General features: G+C 74.1%; 16 protein-coding genes and 1 pseudogene. 10 read left to right on the plus strand and 7 right to left on the minus strand.

The annotated features are described in order from the left end of the window. Window positions 1-7: 7 nt before the first annotated feature. The gene (locus tag AB0I16_RS11520; RefSeq protein WP_363249103.1) at window positions 8-1204 is read left to right on the plus strand and encodes an epoxide hydrolase; all 1197 of its coding nucleotides are present in this window, start codon (window positions 8-10) and stop codon (window positions 1202-1204) included. Window positions 1205-1277: 73 nt separating this feature from the next. Here AB0I16_RS11520 and AB0I16_RS11525 read toward each other — a convergent pair whose 3' ends face one another. From AB0I16_RS11525 to AB0I16_RS11535, 3 genes are all read right to left on the minus strand, one after another. Continuing rightward, window positions 1278-2258, minus strand: a complete 981-nt coding sequence (locus tag AB0I16_RS11525; RefSeq protein WP_363249104.1) for a DUF1648 domain-containing protein — start codon at window positions 2256-2258, stop codon at window positions 1278-1280. Then, entirely contained in the window at window positions 2255-2602 is a 348-nt protein-coding gene (locus AB0I16_RS11530) for a GntR family transcriptional regulator (RefSeq protein WP_363249105.1), read from the minus strand. The genes AB0I16_RS11525 and AB0I16_RS11530 overlap by 4 nt, the downstream gene beginning before the upstream one ends. A 132-nt stretch (window positions 2603-2734) precedes the next feature. Beyond that, window positions 2735-3499: a polysaccharide deacetylase family protein gene (locus AB0I16_RS11535; protein ID WP_363249106.1), complete on the minus strand. Its 765-nt coding sequence runs from the start codon at window positions 3497-3499 to the stop codon at window positions 2735-2737. 231 nt (window positions 3500-3730) lie between these two features. Here AB0I16_RS11535 and AB0I16_RS11540 point away from each other — a divergent pair, with 231 nt between their 5' ends. From AB0I16_RS11540 to AB0I16_RS11555, 4 genes are all read left to right on the plus strand, one after another. Beyond that, complete coding sequence (locus tag AB0I16_RS11540) at window positions 3731-4825, plus strand: hypothetical protein (RefSeq protein WP_363249107.1); 1095 nt, start codon at window positions 3731-3733, stop codon at window positions 4823-4825. A 2-nt stretch (window positions 4826-4827) separates the two neighbouring features. Next, on the plus strand, window positions 4828-5937 hold the full coding sequence (locus tag AB0I16_RS11545; RefSeq protein ID WP_363249108.1) for a hypothetical protein: 1110 nt from the start codon (window positions 4828-4830) through the stop codon (window positions 5935-5937). A 297-nt stretch (window positions 5938-6234) separates the two neighbouring features. Continuing rightward, window positions 6235-6864 carry a DUF6629 family protein gene (locus AB0I16_RS11550; protein ID WP_363249109.1) on the plus strand — a complete coding sequence of 210 codons (630 nt, stop codon included), beginning with the start codon at window positions 6235-6237 and terminating at the stop codon, window positions 6862-6864. 490 nt (window positions 6865-7354) lie between these two features. Next, complete coding sequence (locus AB0I16_RS11555) at window positions 7355-8173, plus strand: hypothetical protein (RefSeq protein WP_363249110.1); 819 nt, start codon at window positions 7355-7357, stop codon at window positions 8171-8173. A gap of 82 nt (window positions 8174-8255) precedes the next feature. On the opposite strand, the gene AB0I16_RS11560 is transcribed toward AB0I16_RS11555, so the two are convergent. Further along, entirely contained in the window at window positions 8256-8966 is a 711-nt protein-coding gene (locus tag AB0I16_RS11560; RefSeq protein ID WP_363249112.1) for a response regulator transcription factor, read from the minus strand. A gap of 578 nt (window positions 8967-9544) precedes the next feature. Further along, window positions 9545-10492, minus strand: a pseudogene (locus tag AB0I16_RS11565) (histidine kinase); the annotation flags it as partial. A gap of 388 nt (window positions 10493-10880) precedes the next feature. Between AB0I16_RS11565 and AB0I16_RS11570 the strand changes: the two are divergent. From AB0I16_RS11570 to gdhA, 5 genes are all read left to right on the plus strand, one after another. Continuing rightward, window positions 10881-11210 carry a TraR/DksA C4-type zinc finger protein gene (locus tag AB0I16_RS11570; protein WP_363249113.1) on the plus strand — a complete coding sequence of 110 codons (330 nt, stop codon included), beginning with the start codon at window positions 10881-10883 and terminating at the stop codon, window positions 11208-11210. 55 nt (window positions 11211-11265) lie between these two features. Beyond that, window positions 11266-11628 (plus strand): TraR/DksA C4-type zinc finger protein, encoded by a 363-nt coding sequence (locus tag AB0I16_RS11575; RefSeq protein ID WP_363249114.1) that lies wholly within the window; start codon window positions 11266-11268, stop codon window positions 11626-11628. Beyond that, window positions 11625-12458 (plus strand): rod shape-determining protein, encoded by an 834-nt coding sequence (locus AB0I16_RS11580; RefSeq protein WP_363249115.1) that lies wholly within the window; start codon window positions 11625-11627, stop codon window positions 12456-12458. Before AB0I16_RS11575 ends, AB0I16_RS11580 begins: the two co-directional genes overlap by 4 nt. Before the next feature lie 186 nt (window positions 12459-12644). Then, complete coding sequence (locus tag AB0I16_RS11585) at window positions 12645-13283, plus strand: hypothetical protein (protein WP_363249116.1); 639 nt, start codon at window positions 12645-12647, stop codon at window positions 13281-13283. Window positions 13284-13513: 230 nt separating this feature from the next. Then, window positions 13514-14872, plus strand: a complete 1359-nt coding sequence (gene gdhA / locus AB0I16_RS11590; RefSeq protein WP_363249117.1) for an NADP-specific glutamate dehydrogenase — start codon at window positions 13514-13516, stop codon at window positions 14870-14872. A 26-nt stretch (window positions 14873-14898) separates the two neighbouring features. On the opposite strand, the gene AB0I16_RS11595 is transcribed toward gdhA, so the two are convergent. Next, on the minus strand, window positions 14899-15189 hold the full coding sequence (locus tag AB0I16_RS11595; RefSeq protein WP_363249118.1) for a hypothetical protein: 291 nt from the start codon (window positions 15187-15189) through the stop codon (window positions 14899-14901). 326 nt (window positions 15190-15515) lie between these two features. After that, window positions 15516-16520 carry a MerR family transcriptional regulator gene (locus tag AB0I16_RS11600; protein WP_363249119.1) on the minus strand — a complete coding sequence of 335 codons (1005 nt, stop codon included), beginning with the start codon at window positions 16518-16520 and terminating at the stop codon, window positions 15516-15518. Between the last annotated feature and the right edge of the window lie 2 nt (window positions 16521-16522).

The raw sequence follows: 16522 nt of genomic DNA on the forward strand, positions 1-16522 counted from the left end.
GTCGCGCATGACGAGCGACACCGCCACCGGCGCCGACGTGCCCGCGTCCCGCCCCGAGCCGTTCGCGCCGCGGGCGGGTCCGGCCGCCCTGGAGGACCTGCGGGCCCGTCTGCGCGCCACCCGCTGGCCCGACGCGCCCGAGGGCGCGGGCTGGACCCTGGGCACCGATGCCGCCTACCTCCGTGACCTCGCGGGCTACTGGGCGGACGGCTTCGACTGGGCCGCCCAGGAGGCGCGGCTGGCGCTGCTGCCCCGGTTCCGCGCGCGCGTCGGCGGCCTCGGCGTCCACTTCGTGCACGCGCGGGCCGCCGCCCCGCACGGGAGTGCGCTGCCGCTCGTGCTCTGCCACGGCTGGCCGGACTCGTTCTGGCGCTACTCCAAGGTCGTCGCGCTGCTCACCGACCCGGGCGCGCACGGCGGTGACCCCGCCGACGCGTTCGACGTCGTCGTGCCCGACATACCGGGCTACGGCTACTCCGAGCGCCCCGCGGGACCGCCGCTCAGCTCCGTCGACGTGGCCGGCCTGTGGGCGGACCTCATGGCGACGCTCGGCTACGAGCGGTTCGGCGCGGCGGGCGGCGACATAGGCAGCCACGTCAGCCGCTACCTCGCCCTCGACCATCCCGACCGGGTCGTGGCGGTCCACCGCACGGACGCCGGGCTGCCCGTGTTCAGCGGTGATCCGGCGGAGCTGACGGCGGAGGAGCGGGAGTGGATCGAGCGTGCCGGGGCCTGGGGGGCGAGCGAGGGCGCGTACGGGGCGTTGCACCGCACGAAGCCGCAGACCGCCGCGTTCGGGCTGACCGACTCGCCCGTCGGGCTCGCCGCGTGGATCGTCGAGAAGCTGCGCGGGTGGAGCGACTGCGGCGGCGACATCGAGAGCGTCTACACCAGGGACGAGATCCTCACGGCGGTGACGCTGTACTGGCTGACCGGCACGATCGGTTCGTCGATGCGGATGTACCACGCGAACGCCGCGATCGACCCGGCGCGACTGACCCGACGGGTCGATGTGCCGTCGGGCTTCTCGCTCTTCCGCGGCGACGTCGTCCGTCCGCCGAGGGCGTGGCTGGCGCGCACGACGAACCTCGCGTACGTGAGCGAGCCCGAACGCGGCGGCCACTTCGCCCCGTTCGAGCAGCCGGAGCTGTACGCGCGGGAACTGCGCGCGTTCTTCCGTCCCTACCGCCGCTCTCGCCCCTAGGGAGGGACGGGCGGGGCGGCCGGCTCCGGGGCGGCTCGGCCGCCCGGGCTCGCCGTGCCCCGCCCGGCGGGTCTCAGGACGCGGCCCTGGCGGTCAGGGAGTTCAGCAGCGCGGCGCCGCGTTCCGCGTCGTCCACGCTCACCGCGAAGTCCTTGCCCTTGGCCCGGACGACGAGGCACTCGCCGCCGCGCAGCATGACCGTGGTGCCCAGGCCGTTCAGCCGGTATCCCCAGCCGCCGACCTGCGCCGGGGCGCGGTTCTCGGCGCGGGCCGACTCGATGTCCTCGGGCGCCCACCGCCGGGTCGGCCGGCCGAACGGTCCCAAGGAGACTTCGAGGCCCCTGTCGCTGACCCGTGCCCGCACCGAGGAGCAGCACAGGACCGCCAGCGAGGCGAGGCCCAAGGGGACGATCAACGACCAGTGCGGTCGCGTCAGGCCGGCCGCGGCGGCCACGCCGGCCGCCACGGCCGGGAGGCCGGTCACGAGGGACATCAGGTGCAGCCACCGGTTCGACGCGCGCGAGAACCACACGACGCGCTGACCGGCGGGGATCTTCAACTCCGGTCCGGGCGCCGCCTGTTCGCCCGCGGCGGTGTCCCGCCGGGTCATCAGCCGGGCGGCGAGCCCGATCGTGACGGCGGCGACGAGGGCCGCCACGATCCAGCCGGACACCGAACCGGCCTCACGCCAGTGCTCGCGGTCCACGTTGGCCCGCACCACGGCCGCCTGACCGCCCATGAGGAAGACGCCCGCGGAGAGCAGAGTGGCGCCGGTCCACCCCCGGGCCGCCGCTCCCGTCCGGTCGTCCGCCCGCAGCCGGGCCACGGCCGCGACCGCCACCAGCACCGCCCAGATCAGCGCGGGGAGGACCGCCGCCGCCCACAGGGGCATGGAGCCGTCGGGCTCGCCCCCGGCGCCCCAATGCGTCGCCACCCGCTCCGGCAGCCGCCCTCTCGCGGCGAGTGGGGCTCCCGCGAGGAGCAGCAGCACCCCGGCCGACCAGCCGGCGGCACTCCACGTCGCCACGCCCACACGCCTCTTGCGTTCGTTCACGAGGTCCCCCTGATCATTTCTATGAGTTCGGTCTTGCCGTAGCCCATGCGCGCGGCGTCGGCGACGAGTTCGTGGACGCGGTCCAGCAGCACCGCACGCTGGTCCGCTCCACCGGCCACCGTCACGCCCCGGCCCCGCCGGAACTCCAGTACGCCCTCGTCGCGCAGGGTCCGAAGGCCGCGCAGCACCGTGTTCGCGTTCACCCCGAGCACCTGGGAGAGGTCCCGTGCCGGAGGCAACTTGTCGCCCAGGGCGAGTTCGCCCTCGGCGATGGCGCGCCGGATCGAGCCCGCCACTTGTTCATGGAGGGGACTCGTGTCCGCGACGTTCAATCTCAGCAACATGATGCTAATGACGCTAGCACCATTCACGTCTTGGCGGAAAACGCGGTTGGGTCGTACCAGGGCGAACCGGGCCTCGCCGGGCATGAAAAATGGGCGGCAAGGTGCTTGCCGCCCATGAGGTCCCCAGGTCGTTCAGCGCACGGGGAAGCCGAAGACGTAGCCCTGCTCCTTGAGCCGGGGCAGGAGCCGGCGCAGGGCCTCGACGGTCTGGGTGCGGTCGCCGCCCGCGTCGTGGAAGAGGAGGGTCGGGCCGTTCGGCAGCTCCCGCTCGACGGTGGCGACGATGGCGTCCGTGCCCGGAAGCTCGAAGTCCTTGGTGTCGACGTTCCAGCCCAGCGGGCGCATTCCCCGGGACGCGGCGAGCTGCCGGCTGTGCGGGGTGAACGCCCCGCCGGGCGCCCGGTAGTACATCGGCCGTACGCCGCCCGACGCCTTGGTGATCATGCGCTCGGCGTCGAGTATCTGCTTCGACTGGTAGGCCCCGGACCGCTTGTCCATGGCGGTGTCGTGCGACACCGAGTGGTCGCACAGCCGGTGGCCGGCGGCGACCACCTTCTTGACCAGGTCGGGATGGGCTTCGGCTTGCGCCCCCACCATGCAGAAGGTGGCCTTCACCTCGTGCTCCCGCAGCAGGTCGAGGAGGACGGGGGTCCACTTGGGGTCGGGGCCGTCGTCGATGGTGATGTTGATGCCGCGCTTTCCCGCCTCCGACGCGTGCGCGATGGTCGCGTCGACCGGCTTGACGGCGTTGCTCGGCGCGGTCGCCCTCGGGGGCGCGTCATCGGTGCCGCCGGCCTGCGCGGTCCACACGGAAGCACCCGTGGCGAGGATCGTCACCCCGAGAGCCGCTCCGACCATCTTGCCGTACCAGCCGCGCCCGCCGCCGTGCCGTGCCATGTCCGCCCCTTTTCACGCAGTGCCTCGCCACTTTCCCCGGTCGCCCCGCGACCACCTGGCAGGACGAGACGCGCCGGGCAAGGGATGCGTCTGTTACCGATCACGGACAATTTCGGGGTGGTTCGCGGACAACGCGCGGCACGGGAACCGTGCCGATTCCTGCCGGACCGAAGCCTGTTCATCTGTGGGGGACGTCGATAAGCTCTGCGCCCTTCGTGCTGTGGGGGTCTCGTGAACGGTCTCCGTGCGGTTGTCGTCTGTCTCGTGCTCGCTTGCGCCGCGGTCGTGTCACCGTCCTTCGCCGCCCCGTCCTCCGCGACCGCGCCGCGGGCCGAAGCCGCGAGGCCCCGGTGGTCGGCACTGCCCGTGCCCCCGGCGTCCGCGCTGGTGACGGTCTCCGATCTCGGCGCCCGCGGCCCTGACGAAGCGTGGGCGAGCGGGTACGAGCACGCAGCCGACGGGCTGCGGCCGATGCTGTACCGGTGGGACGGGACCGAGTGGAGCCGCGACACGGCCTTCCCCGGCGCCGCCGGACTCGGCTGGCTCGGCAAGGTGCAGTTCGTCGGCGACGAGGTGTGGATTCTCCACGACCACGAAGGGACGGGCCAGATCCTGCGCCGGTCGGCGGACGGGTGGAGCGCCCTCCCGCTGCCGCGGACCCTGCGGACCTACCAGGACTTCGCCGCGGTGCAGGGTGCGGCCTGGGTGGTCGGTGAGGACGACACCGGGCTCAAGGTGCTGCGTCACGACGGTTCCGGCTGGGCGGAGCAACCCACCCCGGACGGAGTGCACTTCCTCATGGGGATCACCGCGCGCACCCCCGACGAGGCCTGGGCCTGGGCGGACGCCGCCGAGGGGACCATGGTCCTGCGCTGGGACGGCACGGCGTGGCGGGACGCGAAGGTGCCGCTGCCGCCGAACAGCAACATGCACACGATCCTGGTCGAACCCTCCGGCCGGGTCACGATCGGCGGCAGCCAGTACGGCGACGGCGCGCCCCGTACCTACCTCATGACCTGGTCCGGGCGCGCCGGGGACGACTGGCGCACCACCTACCCGCCGCTGGGCGACACGTACACCGAGGCCATCGCGCGCGGCCCGGACGGCGCGCTGTGGCTGCCGGTGCGCAGCGACCGCGCCTTCCAGTCGAAGTACGCACGGATCGACGGTTCCCGCACCACCTTCTCGTACGGCCCGACCCGCGCGAACGCGATCGACGTCAAGCCGCGTGCCCTGGCGAGGGCCGGGTCCGCGCTGCTGTCCTTCGGGACCGCCGAGATCTACGGGTCGAAACCCAACGTGATGAGCGAGCGCCTGGGAGGCTGACCATGGCACGCCGACTTCTCGTCGCGGTCCTCGCCGCCGCCATGGCCTTGGTGACCGCCATGGTGCCGGCCGCGGCGGACACGATGTCCTGGCAACACGTTCCGGTCCCCGCACAGGTACGCCCGCAGGCCGGGCTGAACGAAGCCGTGGCGTTCGGCCCCGGCCGGGCGTGGGCGGTGGGCACCGACGCCGTGGGCCGCGAGGCGCCGGGCTACCCGCTGATGCTGCGCTGGGACGGAACCGCCTGGCACCGCCAGAAGCTGCCCGGCGTCGACTGGCAGGGCGAGCTGCTGTCCATCGCCGCGACCTCGCCGCGGGCGGCCTGGTCGGTGGGCCGGGACGCGGCGGGCGGTGCCCGTCTGCTGCGCTTCGACGGCAAAGCCTGGCACGAGAGCCGTCCGCCGAGTGGCGTGGCGCTGACCAGAGTCGTCGCGGGCGGCGGTGAGACCTGGCTGATCGGTTCGCGGGACGGCGCTCAGGTGCTGCTGCGCAGGGACGGGCGCGGCTGGCGTGACCTGCCGGTGCCGCCGGGGGCCGTGTACGGCCTGCACATCCTGGCCGGGGACGACGTCTGGGCGGCGGGTGACACCCACGCGGGTGCGGCCGTCTCGCACTTCGACGGGACGGCGTGGCAGCAGACGATCGTGGACGGATTCCCGCGGGCGGCCGTGGGCAGCGTGCTCGCGGTCTCGCCGACGGAGGTGTGGGCGGGGGGCACGTCGGGCTTCGTCGGCGGCCCGGTGGGCAAGCCGATCCCGCCCCTCCTCGTCCGGTTCGACGGGCAGTCGTGGAGCCGGGTGAACGTGCCGGCCGACTTCGGCTCGATCAGCTCGCTGGCCCCCGGCCCGTCCGGTGGACTGGGCTGGGTCTCGGTGTCCCGCTCGCAGAAGTGGGGCCCGCCAGGCAGTACTCCCCCGCTCGTCCCGGGACCGGACTTCCTCGCCTGGAACGGCCGGTCCTTCGCCGAGTGCAGCGAACCGGAGGTGGCCGGGGAGGGCGACTCCGCGGTGCTCCGGCTGGCGCCGGTGCCGGGTACGGAGACGGTGTGGTCGGTCGGCCGGGCCGCCGGCCCCGGGTCCACCTTCGCGCCCCGCGTCCTGCGGTTCGGCTGACGGCCGCGGGCCTGTATGGCGCCGCGGGGTGGTGTCCGGGCCGGCACCTGCCGCGCGTTCGCGGAGATGCCGACCGCCGGGGCCGAGGACTCCGATGTGCGGGGCCCCTGGGCCACCCGGATGGTGAGCCGGGCACCGCTGGTGGAAGCCGGCCGGGGTGCGGGCTGTTCGTCGTACTGCTCGGCCGCGTCGCCGCAGCCGGATGAATCGGCGGCCACGGCTCCGTGGTGACGGTTCCGCGGCCGTTCGGTGGTGCCCGGCGCGCTGCCGCGCCGGGACCGCCGTAGCGTTGCCGCCATGTGCTGGAGCGCGACGGCCGACCTCGCCGCGGGCGCGGGCATCGCGGCCGTCGGGGTCGTCTCGGTGGCCCTGGCGGCCCGCCGCCCCCGTGACCTGCCGCTGGCCGCGCTGCCGCTCCTGTTGGGCGTCCATCAGATCGTCGAGGCCGTGGTCTGGCACCGCGACGGCGGCACCGGACCCGCCACGCTCGCCTGGGCCGTCATCGCGCTGCCGCTCCTTGCCCTGTGGGTACCGGTGGCCGTGCTGTGCGCCGCGCCGCGTGGCGCCCGCCGCCGCCTGCTCCCGCCGCTGGTGGCCGGCGTCGCGACGGCGGCGGCGCTCGCCCACGCGCTCGCGAGCCGCACCGTGTCCGCCGAGATCCGCGGGCACACCGTCGGGTACTCCCTGGGGCTGCCGCGACCCGAGCTGACCGTGCTCGGCTACCTCGTCGCCACCATCGGCTCCCTGCTCCTGTCCGGCGACCGGGGTCTGGTCCTGTTCGGCGTCCTCGTCGCCGCGGGGGCCGCGGTGTCGTTCACCCTGTGGCGGCAGGAGTACATCTCGACGTGGTGTGCGTCCGCCGCCGTGTGCTCGGTGGTCCTGACGCTGTGGGTCAGCGGGCGCCGTCCGTCGACTCCACGCCCGTGAGGCCGCCCCGCACCCCGCCGAGGTGCGCCCCGCTCACGTACCCGCCCAAGTGAGCCACGCGGCGCGCATCGCGCGCTCCCCCCTCCGGGCGCGGCCCGAGTCACCCGCGCCGTGAGCCGGGCGCGCGCTCCGCTGGTCAAGCGGTGCTGAGTGGGGCCCGCGCCGAACTGGGCACCCTCCACATGGGCGGTCACTCAGGAACCGCCGCGCCCACCCGTCCCCGCCGGCGCATGGATTCCCGCCCCGGCCTGCGCACTACATCACGGAGGCAGATCTGCTCCCCGACCAGCTACCCGTAGCCGCTTCGTCGTCCGCCACCGCGGAGGCCGCCCTGGCCCGCAGCCTGCCCCACGTACATCAGTACGTCGCCGAACTCCTCGACGCCTACCCGCCCCAGCACGCCCAGTTGCAGTCCTCCGTCAGCCGGCTCGTGGCGCACGGAAGGGCTTCCCCTCTCGAACACTCCCTGCCGTTCCTGGTGCACGGCGCCATGACCGGCGATCCCGCGCCGGCCGTCCCGGTCGCCGCCGCGCACGCCCTGTGGTGGCGTGCCGCCAACACCTTCGACGACATCGCCGACCGCGACGCCGCCCCCCACCTGTACGGGATCTCCCGCGGCGCCGCCCTGACCGCGGCTCTGGAGTGCGGATACGCCCTGCCGTTGCGGGCCCTGGCCGCCGTGGACGCGCCGGAGCACGTACGCGACGAGCTGGTGGGCGCCTACCTCCACGGCTGGACGGCTGCCAGCAACGGACAGCTCGGCGACCTCCTCATAGAGCCCGAACGGGCCACCCCGCAGGCCATCCTCGACGTCTACCGGGACAAGAGCGGGGCCATCTACGCCATGGCCTGCGCGATGGCCGCCCGGCTGGCCACCGGCACGGCGAGCCTCACCGATTCCGGTACCGAACGCGTCGCGGCCTGGCACCGCTTCGGGCAGATCCTGGGCATGCTGGCGCAGTTCCGCAACGACGAGGACGACCTGCGTGACGGGCCCGGCGAGGATCTGCGCAACCGGACACCCACCTACCTGCTCGTCCACCTGCTGGACTGCCTCTCCGGCCAGGGCCTGCAACAGGCTCTGGCCTTCCTGCGGAAAGCCCCCTCCTCGGCCATCGACCGGGAGCGGCTGCGCGCCATGATGACCGCGCCCGAGGTCCTGCGGCCGTATCACGCACGCCTGTCGGCGCTGCGCGAAGAGGCCTGCGCCCTCCTCGACGACCTGGCGCCGGACTGCCCCTACGGCTCCGCGCTACGGGCGCGCGTCCAGGCCGAGACGCACTTCCTGCCCGCCGGCAAGCATGTCTGAGGCTTCCTGGCGGGGTCGTCCGCCGATGCCGACCAGCCCGTCCCGTAGGCGGCGATGACGGCCTCGGCGCTCCGCGCCGGGATCAGGGTTCGATGAGGCCGGCGCGGATGGCGTAGCGCGTCAGTTCCAGGCGGTCGCGCAGGCCGAGTTTGTGCAGCAGGTTGGCCCGGTGGCGGTGCACGGTCTTGATGCTGATGAAGAGCATCTCGGCGATGCCCTTGGAGGAGTGGCCCTCGGCGACGAGCTTGAGGACCTCCTCCTCGCGCGGGGTGAGGAGCTGGTCGGGGTTCTCCTCGCCGTGCCTGACCCGCTCCAGGTAGCTGCGGATCAGGGCGGTGACCGCGCCGGGGTAGAGGAACGGCTCGTTGCGCATCGCGGCCCGGCAGGCGGCGACGAGGTCGCGGTCGGCGACCGACTTCAGCACGTATCCGCAGGCGCCGGCCTTGAGCGCCTGGAACAGGTACTGCTCGTTGTCGTGCATGGTCAGCATCAGGACGCGCAGGCCCGGCTTGAGCGCCACCAGTTCGCGGGTGGCCTGCAGCCCGGTCAGGCGCGGCATGGCGATGTCCATGACGGCCAGGTCGATGTCGTGGCCGCGGGCCGCCTCGATGGCCTCGGCACCGTCTCCGGCCTCGGCGACGACCTGGAGGTCCGGCTCCCGGTCGAGGATCAAACGGACCCCACGGCGTACGAGGGCGTGGTCGTCGGTCAGCAGGATGCGGATGGGCCGCACGGCGTCGACGCAGGACGCCGATGCCGTGGTGGGTTCAGGGGGCTGGGCGGGGTCGGTCATGAGGGGGTCTTCCTGAGCGGAGGGGCGGTACCTTCCGGAAGCGGAGGGGCGGTACCTTCCGGAAGCGGCGTGACGTTCCCCCGGGTCGGGGTGCCGCTGCCCGCGGTGGCCGGGGCCGGGACATTCTCCGGGGTCGCGGCGTCACACCCCGGGACCGGGGGGCCACTGCCCAGGGAGCCTGGGCCATGTCCCGCGACCGGCAGGTCACTTACCGGGGAGCCGACGCCACATCCCGGAACCGGAGGGGCCCCTGCCGCGATGCCCGGGCCATGCCCCGGGGCCGGACGACCGCTGCGGTCGCTGCCCTGGACGCCGGTGCCACGCCCCGGGGCCGGGAGATCACCGCCCCGGGCGCCAGCGCCACGCCCCGGGGCCGGAAGGGCACCTCCCTGGGTGCCCGTGCCACGCCCCGAGACCGACGAGCCACCCTCCAGAGAGCCGCCGCCACGCCCCGAGACCGACGAGCCACCCTCCAGGGAGCCGGTGCCACGTCCCGGGACCGGGAGGTCGCTTCGGGGGGCGCCCGTGTGGTGTGACGGGGTGGGGCGTCCGCCGACCGGGGGCGTGGCACCGGCTCCCGGGAGCGGGGCGGTGAGGCGGATGCGGGTGCCGGAGCCGGGCTTCGAGGTGAGGTCCAAGGTGGCTTCGGCGAGCAGGGCCCGTTCGCGCATGCCGCGGATTCCGGCGCCCTCGCAGGCGGCCTCGATGCCGCGGCCGTCATCAGCGATCTCCAGCTCCACCGCGTCCCCGACGCGCCGCAGGCTCACCTCGACGCGGCTCGCCTCGGCGTGGCGGGCCGCGTTCGTCAGGCTCTCCTGCGCGACCCGGTAGAGCACCAGCTCGGTCTCCGGGGCGAGGGCGGGCAGATCGGTGTCGAAGCGGCGCGCCACGTAGAGCCCCGCGTGGGTGGCGAAGTCCTGCGTGAGGGAGGTCAGCGCGCTGATGAGCCCGAGGTCGTCCAGGACGCCGGGCCGCAGCCGGCGGACCAGCCGGCGGACCTCGTCCAGGCTGTCCCGGGTGATCTCCTGGGCCTGGTGCAGTTCCCCGCGCAGCGGCTCCTGGGCGTCGTCCGCGGCCCGCTTGAGCACCAGCAGGATCGCGGTCATGCTCTGCCCGACCTCGTCGTGCAGTTCCTGGGCGATGCGGCGCCGTTCGGCCTCCTGGGCGAGCAGCGCCCGCGCGCTGGACGTGGCGCGCTCGTGTTCGAGGCGGTCGAGCATGGCGTTGAAGGTGCGGATCAGCTCGGTCACCTCGCTGCCGCCGCCCGCGCCGGGCACGGGCAGCCGCTGCCCGGGGCGCAGCAGGTCGACGGTGGTCATGAGCTTCGTCAGCCGGCCCAGCGGGGACAGGCCCCAGCGCAGCAGGGCGGCGTTGGCGACCAGCATGACGGCGAGGCCGCCCACCAGGATGAACGCCTCGGTCAGGAGCACCGGTACGGAGACGGTGACCGGCGCCCACAGCAGCAGCGCCGTCGCGGCGCCGAGTACCAGGGCGTTGAGCCCGAAGATCCGCCCGAACAGTGACACCGGGACAGCTCCTCTGCGTAAGGGGGGCGGGCTTGTTCCGCTCCGGCCGATGGGTACCGCACGCCGTGGGGCGCGGAGGACACAGCCTTCGATTCGCGCCTCTTGAGGCTCATGCTGCCTTGCAGTGTGCGTGCCGTCGAGGGGCTGAGATCACCATATCCGAGGCGTTCAGGGGCCGCGTACGGCTGCTCATGGGTATCGCGACCCCCGGTTAATGGGGCCTGCGCCCGATGGGTTTCGGCGGCGCCGAGGAGCAGAGTCGGAGGTGACCAGGCCGCCCGGAACGGCCGGCGCTCGGGGTCCGCCGAGCGTTCGTCCGTACCGGGCGGCCATCGCTGCGCCCTGGGGCCCGTCACTCGGGCCCCGCGGCCGTCGGAAGGACCCTCCCGTGACCCTCGACACCTCCCGTACCGGCTCCCGTTCCGCGGGGCTGACCGCCCACGACGCGCGCCAGCGCCTCGAACACGCCCGCAGCAGCCGCCTGGCGCAGCTGCAGGCCCTCGACGAGACGGGCCAGAGCGCGGAGGACCACCTGATGTCCGCTCAGGCGGAGGCCATCGGCCGGGTCCTCAAGGAGATCGACGAGGCGTTCGCCCGCATCGAGGACGGCTCCTACGGCGCCTGCCTCGGCTGCTCCGCGCCCGTCCCCGCCGAGCGCCTGGAGATCCTGCCGTACACCCGGTACTGCGTCACCTGCCAGCGCCGCGCCTCGGCCTGACACGGCCGCAGGCCCACCGTCCCGCCTTCGTATCCCGCCCTGCGTGAGGGGTGAAGTGGTGAACCATCAGACCATCGGCGACCGAGCCGCGCACCTGCCGCCCGAAGACCTCGCCGCACTGCAGGAGAACCTGCACGAACAGCTGCTCTTCCGCCGGGAGCAGCTGCGGAAGATCGACGCGACCTCTTCCGCCGGCGGCCACCGGTGCTCCGCCGCGCGGGCCGAGGTGCGGGACAAGCTCGCGGCCTCGGCCCGCATGGTCCTCGCCGACGTCGAAGCGGCGCTGCGGCGCATCGCCGAGGGCCGCTACGGCACCTGCCACCTGTGCCGGCGCCCCGTGGAGCGCGAACGCCTGATGATCGTGCCGCAGGCCCGCTACTGCGGACGGTGCCAGCACGTACGGGAGGCGCAGCCGTGACCGCCGTGCGCCGGGGCCGCCCCGCCTTCCTCGGCAGGCACCGGCCCTGGCCGCTGTGCCGGCAGTGCTGCGGTCTCGCCCTCGACATGGGCAGCGCGCGCACCCGCGCCTGGATCTCCGGCCGCAAGGCGATCCTCGACGTGCCCACGATCACCTTTCCCGGAGCCGGGGCCGCGTACCCGATCCAGCGCGGCGCGATCGTGGACGTGCCCGGGACGGCCCGGATGCTCGACCGTCTGCTGGGTGACCGCCTGCCGCGCCTCACCCGCCCGCTGGTGGTCGTCACCACGCCCGTCCTCGACGGCCCCCTCTACCGCGAGCGCGCCCGTGCCGCGGTGCAGGTGCTGCGCCCGCGCTCGGTGATCACCGTGCCCTCCGCGCGGGCGATCGCGCTGGCGGCGGAGGCCGACCTCGAACGCCCGCTGCTCGTGGTGGACATCGGCGCCCACCTCACCGAGGTCGTCCTGCTGGTCGACGGCGACGTCTTCGACGCCCGCCGCACCGCCCTCGGCACGACCGACCTGTCGGCCGCCCACACCTCGGCGGAGATCGGCGAAGCCGTCACGGCCATGATCACGTCGATGCTCCGCCAGGACCGCACGCCGGTCACGGCGGACGCGCTGAGCCGGGGAGCCCTGCTGGCCGGGGGCGGCGCCCTGCGGCCCGACCTCGCCCGGCGGCTCATCACCGGCCTCCAGGCGCCGCTGCGGGCCGTCGCCGCACCGCACACCGCCGCCATCCGCGGCGCCGCGAAGATCCTGCGGGCCGCGCACGCCCACCCCTCGCACGGCACGGTGTCCCCGCCCGGCCGTGGCCCGCTGTCCCGCTGAGAGCCTGTGTCATAACCCCGGCCGGGCCTGCGACGCCTGGCACGCACGCTGATCCGACCGAGGTTATGACACAGGCTCTGAGCCCGTCCCCACCGCCACGGGCCGGTGCCGCTCCACCGGCCCGTGGCCCCCGCAGTGCCCGCCACCTCACCACCCCACCATCCCGTCACCGGAAGGGGAACCACCGTGTCCGGCGTCATGCCCTCCGAGCAGCCGTCCCCCGCTTCCGGGCGGCACGAGCCGGTGCACCCCCTGTCGCTGTGGCGCTGGCGGCGCAACCCGCTGTACAGGCGCACCGACCGCATCCAGGGCTGGACCGCCCTGGCGCTGCTGCTGCTCGCTCCCGTGCTGGGTCTGGCCGCCGCGTTCGCCGCCAAGGACGCCGCCCTCGCGCACTACCGCGCCGTCGCCGAGCAGCAGGCGCAGACCCGGCATCTCCTTGACGCCACCCTCACCCATGACGCCCCGCGCCACCCGGAGCCGGGCTCCGACGAGGCGAAGAAGGCCCGCTATCCGGTCACTGTCCGCTACGCGGCCCCCGACGGGGAGACCCGTACCGCCGAGGCCGACGTCCTGCCGGGGCTGAGCCGGGGCAGCACCGTCGGCGTCTGGGCCGACGCCCGGGGAGCGGTCACCGGGGCGCCCATGTCCGCCGACGAGATCCGCAGCCGCGCCATGGGCTGGGCGGTCATCGCCTTCCTGGCCGTCGCCGTCGCGGGTGCCGCCGCCTACGGCGCCGCCGCGCTCGGCCTGCGCCGGCGCAACCTGGCCGACTGGGAGGCACGCTGGACCCGGACCGCGCCGCACTGGACCACGTCTCACTGACCGGCCCGGCCGCTTCCCGTCACCATCCGGCCCGGCCGCCTCCCGCGCGGCCCGGTCTCGCATAGTGGTCGTACTCTGGACCCGAACAGCGGTCCGTATGTTTACATGCGCGTAACACTTGAGTGTCCCGCGCACGGCAACGGCGCCGAGCGTCCCGACGGGCTGAACCGCGGTGAGCCGCGCCCTGCACCGGATCGCCGGTGCCAGCCGTGCCAGAAAGGCCTCCTTTTTTGACCACGCGACCCGATACGAAGACCACGCTCGCGCACCTGCTCTCGGAGATCGAACACCGCAATCCGGCCCAGCCGGAGTTCCTCCAGGCCGTACACGAGGTCCTTGAGACGTTGGAGCCGGTCGTCGCGGCCCGCCCCGAGTACGCCGAGCCCGGCCTGATCGAGCGGCTGTGCGAGCCCGAGCGTCAGGTCCTCTTCCGGGTGCCGTGGCAGGACGACCGGGGTCGCGTCCAGGTCAACCGCGGTTTCCGGGTGGAGTTCAACAGCGCGCTCGGCCCCTACAAGGGCGGTCTGCGCTTCCACCCGTCGGTGAACCTCGGCGTCATCAAGTTCCTCGGCTTCGAGCAGATCTTCAAGAACGCCCTGACCGGTCTCGGCATCGGCGGCGGCAAGGGCGGCAGCGACTTCGAGCCGCACGGCCGCAGCGACGCGGAGGTCATGCGGTTCTGCCAGTCGTTCATGACGGAGCTGCACCGGCACATCGGCGAGCACACGGACGTTCCCGCGGGCGACATCGGCGTCGGCGGGCGCGAGATCGGCTACCTCTTCGGCCAGTACCGGCGCATCACCAACCGCTGGGAGGCCGGTGTCCTCACCGGCAAGGGCCAGGGCTGGGGCGGTTCCCTGATCCGTCCGGAAGCCACCGGGTACGGCAACGTCCTCTTCGCGGCGGCGATGCTGCGCGAGCGCGGCGAGGACCTGGAGGGCCGCACGGCGGTCGTCTCCGGCTCCGGCAACGTCGCGATCTACACCATCCAGAAGCTCGCCGCCCTCGGTGCCAACGCCGTGACCTGCTCGGACTCCTCCGGCTACGTGGTGGACGAGAAGGGCATCGACCTCGACCTCCTCAAGCAGGTCAAGGAGGTCGAGCGCGGACGCGTCGACACCTACGCCGAACGCCGGGGCTCCTCGGCCCGCTTCGTGCCCGGCGGGCGCGTCTGGGAGGTCCCCGCCGACATCGCGCTGCCGTCGGCCACGCAGAACGAACTGGACGGCACCGACGCCGCCACGCTCATCCGCAACGGTGTGAAGGCGGTCTCCGAGGGCGCCAACATGCCGTCGACCCCCGAGGCGGTGCGCCTGTTCCAGGAGGCCGGTGTCGCGTTCGGCCCCGGCAAGGCGGCCAACGCGGGCGGCGTCGCGGTCAGCGCCCTGGAGATGGCGCAGAACCACGCCCGTACGTCATGGACGGCGGACCGGGTCGAGGAAGAGCTGACGCACATCATGAACGACATCCACACCACGTGCCACGAGACCGCCGAGCGCTACGGCTCCCCCGGCGACTACGTCACGGGCGCGAACATCGCGGGCTTCGAGCGGGTGGCGGACGCGATGCTGGCCCAGGGCGTGATCTGACCCGCGGCCCCGCCGGGCGCGCCCCGTCAGGCGTGCGACCGGCGGGGCGTCGCCGCCCGCGTCGCGGTACGGTGCGCGGGCCCGGCCGGGTCCGCGGGCCGAAGCCGCCGCAGCCACACGGAAGCGGCCAGCAGCAGCGCGGAGAAGACGGCCAGGAGGAGGGCGGACAGCCACATCTCCCGGCTCCCCGCGGACTGCCGGCCCGTCCACGCCGTCGTCGCCGCCCACAGCAGGGCGGCCACCAGGTAGAAGGCGCGGACCCTGCGCAGCTGCCGTACGGCCCTCGGGGATGTCACGCGAGCGGTCTTGGATGCCATGCCGGCCGTGTACCCCCGCGCGGACCGTTCAGCGGGCGCCGTGCCCCGCATTTCCCGCGTTCCCCGTGCCGGTCACTCCGCCACGGCCGCGCCCGGTTCGTACTCGTCCCTGCGGCCGCACATGCCGTAGCCGCCGCGGCGAGCGCACCGGTCCGCCACAGCTCCCGCCGGTGCGGGGGTGCGGAACGCTCTCCATGACGGGCCCTCCAGGTGGGTGCGATCCGGTCGCGGCTTCCGGCCCGGCTCACCCGGCGCCACCCAAGCATCGTGCGCCCCGGGTGGTCAACGGGGCGAAGCTGCCGGAGCCCCCGCAGTTCACGGGCGCGTCAGGACGCGTCGCGCGAGCGCAGCAGGTACGTCGCCGTGAACGCGACCGCTCGGTCCTCGTCGTGCGTCAGGTCCGCGAGGGCGCGCGCCGCCGTCGCCCCCGGTACGGAACCCAGCGCCTGCGTCAGCCTGCCCCGCGCGGACGCCCCGGTGGCGCCGTGGGCCAGGCGGTCGACGAGCCGGACCGCGATCCGGTCCGCCGTCCCGGCGTCGCCCGCCAGCACGCTCAGCGCGTCCGCCGCGTCGGTGTCGTTCCTGCCCGCCACGATCATGTCGACGAGCGCCGGAATCGCACCGTCCACCCCTCGTGCACCGAGCGCCAGGGCGGCACATCCGCGCACCACGGCGTCGGGGTCCGCGAGGGCCCGGCGCAGATGCGCGGTGGTCTCGTCGCCCGGCATCTCGGCGAGGCACTGCACCGCGCGCCCGCGCACCGCGGCCACCGGTGAGCTGAGCCCCTCCGCCAGCAGCGCCGTGACGCCGTCGCCCGAGCGTGCGAGGGCCCATCGAAGGGTGCCCGCGACGTTCGGCTCCGTCTCGCTCAGCGCGGCCTCGACCAGGGCCTCCACCGGCAGAGGGGGACCGTCGGCCGTGGAGAGGGCCGCGCGCTGGCGTGCGTCGGGGCTCTTCGAACCCAGCGCTTGGAGCAGCGCGACGACCTGGAGGACGTCCTCCCAGCGGGCGGGCTCCGCGGCATCGATCCGGCGCAGCCGCGTCAGCAGCTCGGTCTCGGCGGCGATGCGTTCGCGCGTCCGGTGGACGAGGTCGCCGACGAGCGCCGACGGCGTGAAGCCGGGGTCGTCGAGCGCGCGCCCGATCTCACGCAGCGACAGCCCGAGCGAGCGCAGGCTCTCGATGTGAAAGATCCGCCGGATGTCGTCCTCGGAGAACTGCCGGTATCCGGAGCCCGTCCGGCCGGAGGGCCGTATCAGCCCGAGTGATTCGTAGTGCCGCAGCATGCGGGCACTGACCCCGGACCGCCGCGCCACCTCACCGATCAACACGC

It is taken from the genome of Streptomyces sp. NPDC050703 (genome assembly GCF_040654435.1).
Taxonomy (GTDB): Bacteria; Actinomycetota; Actinomycetes; order Streptomycetales; family Streptomycetaceae; genus Streptomyces.

Coding starts and splice junctions, on each gene's coding strand:
- AB0I16_RS11520 (WP_363249103.1), top strand. CDS start 8: ATGACGAGCGACACCGCCACCGGCGCCGACGTGCCCGCGTCCCGCCCC.
- AB0I16_RS11530 (WP_363249105.1), bottom strand. CDS start 2,602: ATGTTGCTGAGATTGAACGTCGCGGACACGAGTCCCCTCCATGAACAA.
- AB0I16_RS11535 (WP_363249106.1), bottom strand. CDS start 3,499: ATGGCACGGCACGGCGGCGGGCGCGGCTGGTACGGCAAGATGGTCGGA.
- AB0I16_RS11545 (WP_363249108.1), top strand. CDS start 4,828: ATGGCACGCCGACTTCTCGTCGCGGTCCTCGCCGCCGCCATGGCCTTG.
- AB0I16_RS11550 (WP_363249109.1), top strand. CDS start 6,235: ATGTGCTGGAGCGCGACGGCCGACCTCGCCGCGGGCGCGGGCATCGCG.
- AB0I16_RS11555 (WP_363249110.1), top strand. CDS start 7,355: ATGACCGGCGATCCCGCGCCGGCCGTCCCGGTCGCCGCCGCGCACGCC.
- AB0I16_RS11560 (WP_363249112.1), bottom strand. CDS start 8,966: ATGACCGACCCCGCCCAGCCCCCTGAACCCACCACGGCATCGGCGTCC.
- AB0I16_RS11595 (WP_363249118.1), bottom strand. CDS start 15,189: ATGGCATCCAAGACCGCTCGCGTGACATCCCCGAGGGCCGTACGGCAG.